This is a genomic window from Streptomyces sp. NPDC059785 (genome assembly GCF_042732375.1).
GTDB lineage: Bacteria > Actinomycetota > Actinomycetes > Streptomycetales > Streptomycetaceae > Streptomyces.
In genome coordinates, this window is the sequence record NZ_JBHWHV010000005.1 from 139179 (window position 1) to 149657 (window position 10479).

A 10479-nucleotide genomic window follows, 5' to 3' on the forward strand; every position below is an offset into this window, starting at 1 on the left:
CTCAGGCTCCCAGTTCGCGCACGGCCGCCGCCCGCAGCTCCGTCCGCCCCAGGGCGGCGTACTCCGACCTCGCGTCGGCGTACGCCGCCCTGTCGGCGTCCCCGGCCGCCGTCCGCGACCGGGTCAGCGACAGCGAGGGGAACTCCCGTACCGCCGGCATCCGTTCCGCGAGGGCCACCAGGCGTACGGCGGCCGGATCGCCCGCGGCCAGACCGGCGAAGCCGAGCCCGAGCAACACCGTTCCGTAGACGGGCAGTTCGGCCGGGGAGCTGTCGCCCGAGGTGGCGGACAGCATGCCGAGCAGCCGCCGCCGCAACCGCCCGGCCAGCTCGGACACCGGACCGAGCCGGTCGTGCTGGGCGTGCGCCGCCAGCGCGGCGGACTGCACCTCCAGCGCCCAGGGAGCCACGAACGGGTCGTCCACGTGCAGCGCGCTGTTCGCCCGCATCCGCTCCACCGCCCGGCGCCACAGCCCGAGCCCCACCTCGGTCAGCCCGCGGGCCAGCGCGATCTCCGCCCGCAGCGGCAGCTCGGGGCTGAACACCCGGGCGGGCTCCGGCTGCTGGTCCAGGGCCGCGAGCCCGAGCCAGTACTCCGCCTCGTCGGGCTCCCCGCGCTGGAGCGAGGCCATGGCCAGGCCCCAGCGGACGCCGATCGAGTCCGGCCAGTCGCCGTACTCGCCGAGCGCGTCGAGCGCGGCCCGCAGATGTTCGTACGCCTCCGCGCCGCGCTCGGACTGCAAGCACAGCTCGCTGACCCGGCCGTGGCCGAGCAGCGTCAGGGACGGGTTGCCGACCGGCACCAGCGTGCCGATCATCCGGCGGGCGCAGTCCAGGGCGCGTTCCGTGTCGTGCTCGGCGTCCCACACGTAACTGGCGACGCCCGCGGCGACGCCCGCGAGCAGCGGCTCCTCGGCGTCGCACAGCTCCTGGAGGCGTTCGTAGCGCGGCGGACGCAGCTCCGGCAGGGCGCACAGCACGACGGCGAGCGCCCGCAGCACCGTGTCCGGCGGGGCGGGCGGCAGCCGCCGCAGGGTGACGAGGTGCCGGATGGCGCGGGGCCCCTCGCCCATGAACAGGCCGGCCGTGCACACGGCCGCCGCGCTGCGTGCCGCCTCCATATCCTGTGGACGGGCGGGGTCGGGCCGGTAGTGGGACAGCGGCCCGCCGGACTCGGCGGCCACGGCGGTGAGCCGGCCGTAGTGGGTGTCGGCGGCCCACAGGGAGGCCAGTACGGCGGTGAGCGCCGCGATGGCGGGACCGTCGGCGCGGGCCAGCGCGTACCGCAGCGCGAGTACGAGGTTGTCCTGCTCGGCCCGGATGCCCAGCCACTGGGCGGCGGCGTCGGAGCTGAACAGCACGTCGTGGCGGGCCAGCCCGAATTCCCGTGCCCAGGACAGGAACCGGCCGGTGACCGTCTCCTCCTCGCCCGCCTCGGCGCGCCGCGCGGCGCTGAACTCGCGCAGCGTCTCCAGCATGTGGAAGCGCACCCCGGACGGCCCGTCGCCCACCTTGACCAGGGACTGGTCGGCGAGCTGTTCGAGCAGCGACAGCGCGTCGACGGTGTCGCCGAGCACGTACTCGGCGGCGTCCTCGGTGAAGCCGCCGGGGAAGACCGACAGGGCGCGCAGCGCCGCCCGGCCCCCGGGCTCCAGCAGGTTCCAGCTCCACTCGACCACGGCCCGCAGGGTGCGGTGCCGCTCGGGCGCGTCCCGGGCGGCCCCGCGCAGCAGGGCGAAGCGGTCGCCGAGGCGGCGGGATATGTCGGCCACGGAGAGCACTCGTACCCGGGCCGCCGCCAGCTCAACGGCCAGCGGCAGCCCGTCCAGGTGGCGGCAGATCCCGGCGACGAGACCGGCGTCGAGCTCGACCCCGGGCCGTGCCGCCCGCGCCCGCTGCCCGAAGAGCTCGACCGCGTCCGCGAGCGACAGCTCCGGCAGCGCGTACACGGACTCCGAGGTCAGCCCCAGTGGCGCCCGGCTGGTCGCAAGCACCCGCAGCTCCCTCGTCCGGGAAACCAGCGCCCGTACGAGGTCGGCGGCGCCGCGGACCACGTGCTCACAGTTGTCCAGGACCAGCAGCGCGGGCCCGGTGCCCAGGGCGGCGACGATGCCGCTCACCTCGTCCGCGCCACCGGCGAACGGGCGCCCCTCGGCGGTGCCGACGGCCGAGGCGACCTCGGCGGCCACGTCGTCGTCGGCGGTGACACCGGCCAGCGGCACGAAGTGGACCACCGGCTGTTCGGCGGCCCGGCTCACCGCGTGCGAGAGCCGGGTCTTGCCGAGTCCGCCGGGTCCGACGACGGTGACCACGCGGACGTCGCCGAGCAGCCCGGTCACGGCGCGCACGTCGGCGCCCCGGCCCAGCAGCGGGTTCGGCTCGTGCGGCACGCCGTGGCGCAGCCGCGCCGTCTCCGTGTTCAGCAACTGCTGGTACACGGATCTGAGCCCTGGGCCCGGATCGGTGCCGAGCTCCTCGCGGAGCCTGCGGCGGTAGGCGTCGTACCGGGTCAGCGCCGCGGCCCGGCCCGCGGTGGCGGCCTCGCAGCGCAGCAGCTCCGCGAGCACCTCCTCGTCGCGCGGCGCCTCGCGGGCCAGCTCCGCCAGCGGCGCCGCCGCCTCCTCGCGCCGCCCCGACCGGGCGAGCGCGAGCGCCCGCAGACGGACCAGCGAGCGGTACGCCGGGACGCGCGCGGCGCGCAGCGCCACCACCGGGTCGTGCAGCTCCTCGCCCGTACCGGCGGCGACGTTCCCGTCCCACAGGGCCAGGCCCGCCGCGGCCCGCGCGAGGGCCCCTTCGTGATCGCCCGCCCGCGCCCGCTCGGCGCCCGCCGCCTCGTGCAGCAGCAGCGCGGAACTGTCGACCCGCGTCTCGTCGAGCGCCAGCCGGTACCCGGTCGGGGTGGACTCGACGAGCCCGGCACCGAGCTGGGACCTGAGCCGGGAGACCAGCACCTGCACCGCCTTTCCCGGCCGCTCCGGCTGCTCGTCCGGCCACAGCCCCTCCACCAGACGGCCCGTGCTGCATCCGGTGCGCAGGTCCTCGGCGAGCAGCGCGAGCAGCCCGCGCAGCCGGGGCGCGGTGACCTCGCGCCCGCGGTGGGCGACGCGGGAAAGCAGGGTCAGCTCGGTGGGGTCGGGTGCCGTCGCGGCGTTCGCGGCGTTCGCGGTGGTCGTGGTCGCCCCGGTCGCTGTCGCGGTGGTCGCGGTCGGCGCGGTGAACTCGGTGGTCGTCTCGGTCGGCGCGGTGAACTCGGTTGTCGTCGCGGTCGGATCGGTCGGATCGGTCGGATCGGTCGGCTCGGTCGTCACGGCTGAACATTAGCCAGGCACTCGAACCCGTGGCCGGAAAACAGCCCACCCACAGCCCGCTCTCAGACACGCGCGACAGCATGCGGCACATGCCTGCCGCTTGTGGAATCCGCCAGGGCGCGGTGCGTGTGCTGATCGTCGACGACGAACCGGAGCTGACCGAGCTGCTGTCGTGGGCCGTCACCGAGGCGGGCTGGCAGCCCTTCCTGGCGAACGACGGCCGCAGCGCCCTCACCCTCGCCCGCGGCTGCGCCCCGCACGCCGTCGTCCTGGACTGGATGCTGCCCGACCTGGACGGCGTGCACGTGCTGCGGCGGCTGCGGTACGAGAACGCCGAGCTGCCCGTGCTCATGCTGACCGCCCGCGACGCCCTGGAGCACCGGCTCGACGGACTGTCGGCGGGCGCGGACGACTACGTCACCAAGCCGTTCTCACTGGAAGAGGTCATGCTGCGGCTGCGCGCGCTGCTGCGCCGGTCCGGTGCGGAACAGGCGGCGGCGGACGAATCGGTACGGGTGCTCGGGGATCTCGTCCTGGCGGAGAAGACGCGGCAGGTGCAGCGGGACGGGACGCCGATCGCGCTGACCGCGAAGGAGTTCGACCTGCTCAGCTTTCTGATGCGGCACCCGCGGCAGGTGCTCAGCAAGGCACAGATCCTGGACGAGGTCTGGAACAGCTCCTTCGACAGCGAGGGCAACCTGGTCGAGGTCTACATCTACGGCCTGCGCGCGAAGATCGACAAAGGCCGGCCACCGATGATCCACACGGTACGCGGCGCGGGGTACGCGATCAGAGCCGCGCACAGCGGGACATGACGGGCCGGGGCGGCGGGGGAAGAACGCGTACGGCGCGGGTACGTACGGGTACGGCGCGGGCGCGGGTACGTACGCGTGCGGCGCGGGTACGGGTACGTACGCGTGCGGCGCGGGCGCGGGTACGTACGCGTGCGGCGCGGGCGCGTTTCCCGCGTACCTGGGCCGCCGGGGCGCGGTCGTTGCGGGCTCGGCTGGTGTTGTTCACCAGCGTGATCCTGTGCGTGGCGTGCGCGGCGATGGCGCTCAGTACGATCCTGGTCCAGCGCGCGCATCTCCTCGACGACCTGGACCAGCGGGTCCGCGACGCCGTCGAGCGCAGTCAGGGCGGCGTCCGCTTCGGCGCGGGCCGCGGCGGCGCCACCGACCTCGGCTTCCTCAGCGAGCAGGGGCAGCGGGCCGGCACCGTGGGCGGCCGCCTCGCCGGCGGCCGGGTCAGCGCCGCAGAGGTGGTGGACGGGGACGGCGGCCGTACGACCCTCACAGCCGCCCAGCGCGCGGCCCTCGCCGGGATCGCCGTGGACGGCACGGTGCGCACGCGGACGATCCCCGGCCTGGGCACCTACCGGGTGACTGCCGTCGGCGGCGGTGACGCCGCCGCCCCCGTGCTCGCGGGCCTGCCCATGGCCGACGTACAGGACACCGTCCACCACCTGATCTGGACCGAGTCGCTGATCGCCGCCGCGGGCCTGGCCGTCGCGGGCTGTACGTGCGCGGTGGTCATCCGGCGCCAGCTCCGCCCGCTCGGCCGGGTGGCCGCCACCGCCGCCGAGGTCGCCCGCGCACCCCTGGACCGCGGCGAGGTCACCGGCCTCACCCGGGTTCCCGCCGCGGACACCGACCCCGCCACCGAGGCCGGCCAGGTCGGCGCCGCGCTCAACCACCTGATCGACCGCATGGAGTCCTCGCTCGCCCAGCGCCAGCGCAGCGAGGCCCGCATGCGCCGCTTCCTCGCCGACGCAGGCCACGAACTGCGCACCCCGCTCGCCTCCATCGCCGGGTACGCCGAGCTGATGGACCGCGGCGCCGCGGGCGTCGAACCGCGGCTCGCCTGGCGCCGGGTCTCCGCGCAGTCCGCCCGGATGACCGGGCTCGTCGAGGACCTGCTGCTGCTCGCCCGGCTCGACGAGGGCCGCCCGCTGCAAGCGGTGGACGTCAATCTCGCGACCCTGGTGGCGGAGGCCGTCTGGGACGCGCGGGCCGCGGGCGCCGACCACGACTGGCGGCTCGCGCTGCGCCTGGACGAACCGGCCACGGTGACCGGCGACCCGGCCCGGCTCACCCAGGTCGTGGCCAACCTGCTGGCCAACGCGCGCGTGCACACACCGCCCGGCTCGCGGATCACCGTCACCGTGGAGGCCACGCGCGCGTGCTGCGCGATCCGGGTCCGGGACGACGGCCCCGGCATCCCGCCGCGCCTGCTCCCGTCCGTCTTCGAGCGCTTCACCCGCGCGGACACCTCCCGCTCCCGCACCCCCGGCACGGGCGGTGGCTCGGGCCTCGGCCTGGCCATCGCCGCGGCGATCACCCAGGCGCACGGCGGCCGTATCGACGTCACGAGCGAGCCGGGCCGCACGGAGTTCACGGTCACCCTGCCGTACGGCCGGTAGCCCCCCGCCACCCCTTCCGCACTCTCTGCCCGGCCCTCCGCCTCCCCGTATCCCCAGCGAATTCACAGGTCGGTGCGGCGCCGCAGGTCAAAGGGGCCGCGGGCGCCTTCCGCCGGGCCGTTTTGGCCCTGGTACCGGACGTGCTTCAGCTCAGCCTCAGTTGGCGCCTCCAGGGTTGCCGCCAGGGCCCGGCCGAGGGGGTGGGCCATGACGAAGGGAGTCAGCGACGATGACCGATCTCGACACCGGGGAGACCGCGGCGCGGGAGCCTGAGCAGGAGACCGGCCGTCGCGCGCACGCGAGCCGCCGCAACTTCATGCGCAAGGTGTTCTTCGCCTCCGGCGCCACCGCCGTCGCCACGATGGGCGGCGCGGGCGCCTGGGCCGCGCTCGCCGACGACACCACCGGCACGGCCGACGCCTCGGCCTCCGCCTCCCCGAGCGGCATGCCCAGCGGCGGCCCCGGCGGCGGCGCGGGCGGCCCCGGCAACATGACGATCACCGAGGACTTCTTCGGTCTGACCACCGACGGCAAGCGGATCGACGACCTGTTCACGATCCACTCCACCGGCGTGGCGACGGCCCCCGTCATCACCGCCGCGAACGCCTTCCTGGCCGGTCTGAGCGACGACCAGAAGACGTCGACGCAGTTCACCGTCCACTCCACCGAGTGGCGCCTGTGGAGCAACGTCGACTCCTACGACCGCCAGGGCGTCTCCCTCGCCGACCTCAGCGACGACCAGAAGGCGCTGGGCACTGCCCTGCTGAAGGCGGCCCTGAGCGCGGACGGCCTGGAGACCACGGAGAAGATCCGCAAGATCAACCAGGCGGCCGGCGAGGCGATCGGCAACACCAACTCCTTCAACGAGAACGCCTACTACTGGACCGTGATGGGCACCCCGTCCGACTCGGAGCCCTGGGGCTTCCAGTTCGACGGCCACCACCTGGTCATCAACTACTTCGTCCTCGGCGACCAGGTCGTGATGAGCCCCTGCTTCTGGGGCTCGGAGCCGACCAAGATGGAGATCGACGGCGAGACCGTCGAGGTCTGCCAGGAGGAGGTCACCGCCAGCCTGGCCTTCGTCAACTCCCTCACCTCCGCCCAGCAGTCGGTCGCCATCGCCTCCTCGACCAAGTCGAACGAGTCCATGAAAGCGGGCGCGTTCTCCGACAACGCGGTCCAGGAGTACGAGGGCCTGCGCGGCAACAAGCTGAACGCCGCCCAGAAGAAGAAGCTCCTCGCCATCGTCGAGGCGTTCGTGGGCCGCGCCAAGGCCGACGCCGCGAAGGTCAGGATGGCCGAGGTCGGCAAGCACCTCGACGACACCTACGTCACCTGGTCCGGCGGCATCGCCGACGACTCCGCCTTCTACGTCCGCGTGCACAGCCCCGTCGTCTGGGTCGAGGTCGACTGCCAGGGTCCGGGCCCGCTGGCCGGCGCGTACGGCGCCAGCCAGGGCGGCGACCCCACCCAGCTCCACGTCCACTCGATCATCCGCACCCCGAACGGCAACGACTACGGAAGGGAGCTCCTGCGCCAGCACTACCTGACGTCACCGCACCACCAGTGACACGCGCGACCCGTTGAGTCACCTCTCAGTCATGGCGGAGGGCCGCACCCGATCCCGGGTGCGGCCCTCCGTGCGCCCGGCTCACCGGAACCCGCCGTTGCCCTCCGCTCGTCGGTTCGGGCTTGGTGATCTACGGCTGCAAGTGAGTACGGTGGGCCGCGCCTTGAGCACGAGGGCAACGTCACGCATGGACCGGACGAATACGCCGGGACTTCGTCGACGCGCATGACGGGGGCCGGGCGACACGCGTTACGTCCTGTCCGCAGTGGGTGAGAGCTTCCTCCTGAGTCGTTGCGCTCAGTGATCATGCGGCGCTCGCTGAGCGGCGCGGTCGCGCCTGTCGCGGTGCACGCGAGTCACCGTCACTGTCGGGGCTACGCTCCGGGCAGCGACGCCGCCAAGTGCTCCCACGCCGCGTGCACGTCCTCCCCCACGATCCCGAACTGGGTGATGACCGCGACGCAGCGGCCGTCCGCGTCGTCGAGTTCGAGTGCCGAGGTCGGGCCGTGTGCCGCGGTCGAGCGGACGAGGTGGCAGGCGCGGACGCCGGTGAGGTCGATCTCCACCGAGCTCTCCGCGAGCACCGCGAAGACCCGCCCGCCGACGGTCCGGTCCGTGACGTGGACGAGGCCGCCGCACGCCTGCATGGCCGACGGGGCGAACACCGCGACGCCGATGGGCAGTCCGACGGAGCAGACGTGGTCGAGTACGGCGGGCACGACATCGGCGTCGACCGGCCGGTGCTCGCCGCGGTACCGGTGGAACGCCGCGCGCCGGGCGGCCCCGCCGTCCCCGAGGATCGCGTCGAACTGCGCGAGCTGGTCGCCGTTCTCCCAGGCCGCCGCCTCGGGCACCGCCGGGCCCTGGGCGGTCCGGGCACCGGCGCCGACCGTGCCGACGAGCCCGGCCAGCAGCCGGTCCCCCTCGGAGAGCAGCCGCCCCTCGTGCACGGTGCGGCCGTCCGCGTCGAACAGGCGCAGCGCGACCGAGCCGCTGTCGGCGTCCCGCGCGACCACGGCCGAGGCGACCCCGGCAGCGTCGACCCGCAGCGCGATCGAGCCCGGCCGGACGGCGAACGCGTCGCCGCGCAGGCTCGGGACCGCGTAACTGCCGGCCTGCTCGATGTGCGCGACCGGGCCGCCAGTGACGGCCTGTACGTACTGGAAGAGCGTCAGGCACTTCGCCAGTTCCGGCATGCGTGCGTCGATCAGCCGGGCGCTGCCGTGCCGTCTGCGGCAGCACCCTTCGAAGGCGCACGGGCTCTCGGCGTCCCGCCGCTCGGGGCCGTGACTCGTATGGTGGTCCGTCATGTTCAGTACACGTCCCGTACGTAGCGCTTCGCCCGGCGCAGACCGGCCAGGTACTCCGCCGCGTCGTCGTCGCCGCGTCCGCGCTGCTCGGTGATGACGCCCAGCAGCGTCGCCTCGACGTCCTTCGCCATCCGCGAGGCGTCGCCGCAGACGTAGACGTGCGCGCCCTCCTCCAGCCACGCGTACAGCTCGCGCGACCGCTCCCGCATCCGCGTCTGCACATAGACCTTCTCGGCCTGGTCGCGGGAGAAGGCCAGGTCGAGGGCGGTGAGGACGCCGCGCTCGCGCAGCTCCGCCAGCTCGTCCTCGTAGACGAAGTCCGTCGCGCGGTGCTGGTCGCCGTAGAAGAGCCAGTTGCGGCCCGCGGCGCCCCGCGCGGCGCGCTCGTGCAGGAAGCCGCGGAACGGCGCGATGCCCGTACCGGGGCCGATCATGATCATCGGGGCGTCGTCGTCCGCCGGGACGCCGAAGGAGGCGTTCGGCTGGAGGTAGACACCGACACTGGCGCCGACGCCGGCGTCCGTGCCCTCGCCGACTCGGTCGGCGAGGTACGTGGACGCGACGCCGCCGTAGCGGCGGTGCGGGGTGCCGTACCGGACCGACGCCACGGTGAGGTGGATGCGGTCCGGGTGGGCCAGCGGGCTGGAGGAGATCGAGTACTGCCGGGCCTGCAAGGGGCGCAGGAACGGCAGCAGTTCGGCCAGGCCCGGGGTGGCGGCCCCGGCGTCCCGCAGCAGGTCGAAGACGTCCCGGCCCCAGAGCCAGGAGTCGAGTTCGGCACGGTCGCCGTGCGCGACGACCGCGGCGAGGTCGCTGGACGGCGCCCGCTCGACCAGGTCGGCGATCAGCTCCTTCGACGGGGTACGGATCTCGCGCTCGGTGCGCAGCAGCTCGGCGAGCGGACGCCCGTCGACCTCCTCGTCACCGCTCGCCCCGAGGTGTTCGAGGAGCGTGGCGACGAGCGTGTCGTCGTTCACCGGTACGACGGCGAGCGCGTCGCCCGCCGCATAGGTGATGCCGCTGTCCCCGAGGTCGAACTCGTAGTGGCGGATCTCCTTCGCGCTGCCCGGGGAGGACAGCAGCCGGTTCACGGCGAGGCGGGAACGGTAGGGGTTGCGCTTGTTCCACGTGAAACATCGACGGGGGGCCGGGGAGCCGCCCGTGCCTGTGGACGTTTCCCCCGTGCCCGTGCCCGTGCCCGTGCCCGTGCCCTCCGCCCCGGCGCCCGCGGTGACCGGCTGGGCGCCGGTCTCCGCCGCCACCCGCTCCAGGACCGCCGCCGTCCACTCGGCCGCCGGGTCCTCGAAGTCGACGTCGCAGTCCACCCGGTCGTGCAGCCGGGCGGCGCCGAGCTGTTCCAGCCGGGTGTCGACGAGCTTCGCGGCCTGGCAGAAGTCGTCGTACCCGCGGTCGCCGAGCCCGAGCACCGCGTACCGCAGCCCTTCCAGACGCGGGGCCGTCTCCGCCTGGAGCGCCTCCCAGAACAGCCCGGCGTTGTCGGGCATCTCGCCCTCGCCGTAGGTCGAGGTGACGACGAGTACGTGGGTCATCGCGGCGAGTCGGTCGGGCGTGACCTCGTCCAGCGCGGTGGCCTGGCCGCCGAGACCACGGGCGCGCGCCCCGGCGACGAGGTCACCGGCGACGGACTCGGCGTTCCCGGTCTGCGTGCCGAACAGCACGTCGACCGTCGCCGCGGGCGCGCCGCCCGCGGCCTCGTCCCGGCGTCCGGCGGCCGCGATCCCGGCGATGAACCCGGCGAGCCACGCCTCCTGTTCGGCGGAGAAGGGCGCGTCGGCCGGGATGAGGGCACCGGTGGGAGGCTTGAGCGTCCCGGTGGGCGGCATGAGCGTCCCGGTGGGCGGCATGA

At 74.3% G+C, this 10479-nt stretch carries 6 protein-coding genes; 3 read left to right on the plus strand and 3 right to left on the minus strand.

Features of this window, described 5'->3' with window-relative positions:
- Position 1 precedes the first annotated feature (1 nt).
- The gene (locus tag ACFV6E_RS05575) at positions 2–3124 is read right to left on the minus strand and encodes an ATP-binding protein (RefSeq protein WP_385459622.1); all 3123 of its coding nucleotides are present in this window, start codon (positions 3122–3124) and stop codon (positions 2–4) included.
- Positions 3125–3399: 275 nt separating this feature from the next.
- Between ACFV6E_RS05575 and ACFV6E_RS05580 the strand changes: the two genes are divergently transcribed.
- The 3 genes from ACFV6E_RS05580 to ACFV6E_RS05590 all read left to right on the plus strand — a co-directional run bounded on the left by ACFV6E_RS05580 (position 3400) and on the right by ACFV6E_RS05590 (position 7302).
- Positions 3400–4125, plus strand: coding sequence for a response regulator transcription factor (locus ACFV6E_RS05580; protein ID WP_385161689.1), 726 nt, complete (start codon positions 3400–3402; stop codon positions 4123–4125).
- 194 nt (positions 4126–4319) lie between these two features.
- Complete coding sequence (locus ACFV6E_RS05585; protein WP_385161691.1) at positions 4320–5732, plus strand: sensor histidine kinase; 1413 nt, start codon at positions 4320–4322, stop codon at positions 5730–5732.
- A gap of 229 nt (positions 5733–5961) precedes the next feature.
- On the plus strand, positions 5962–7302 hold the full coding sequence (locus tag ACFV6E_RS05590; RefSeq protein ID WP_385161693.1) for a DUF3500 domain-containing protein: 1341 nt from the start codon (positions 5962–5964) through the stop codon (positions 7300–7302).
- 374 nt (positions 7303–7676) lie between these two features.
- Here ACFV6E_RS05590 and ACFV6E_RS05595 read toward each other — a convergent pair whose 3' ends face one another.
- Both ACFV6E_RS05595 and ACFV6E_RS05600 read right to left on the minus strand, forming a co-directional pair.
- A complete protein-coding gene (locus tag ACFV6E_RS05595; protein WP_385459536.1) occupies positions 7677–8612 on the minus strand; it encodes a hypothetical protein in 936 nt (311 codons plus the stop codon).
- Positions 8613–8614: 2 nt separating this feature from the next.
- The gene (locus ACFV6E_RS05600) at positions 8615–10477 is read right to left on the minus strand and encodes a sulfite reductase flavoprotein subunit alpha (RefSeq protein ID WP_385459624.1); all 1863 of its coding nucleotides are present in this window, start codon (positions 10475–10477) and stop codon (positions 8615–8617) included.
- Positions 10478–10479 lie beyond the last annotated feature (2 nt).

Bases quoted from the DNA above. Each gene is read 5' to 3' on its own strand.
- ACFV6E_RS05580 (WP_385161689.1), top strand. From the start codon at position 3,400: ATGCCTGCCGCTTGTGGAATCCGCCAGGGCGCGGTGCGTGTGCTGATC.
- ACFV6E_RS05590 (WP_385161693.1), top strand. From the start codon at position 5,962: ATGACCGATCTCGACACCGGGGAGACCGCGGCGCGGGAGCCTGAGCAG.
- ACFV6E_RS05600 (WP_385459624.1), bottom strand. From the start codon at position 10,477: ATGCCGCCCACCGGGACGCTCATGCCGCCCACCGGGACGCTCAAGCCT.
- ACFV6E_RS05595 (WP_385459536.1), bottom strand. From the start codon at position 8,612: ATGACGGACCACCATACGAGTCACGGCCCCGAGCGGCGGGACGCCGAG.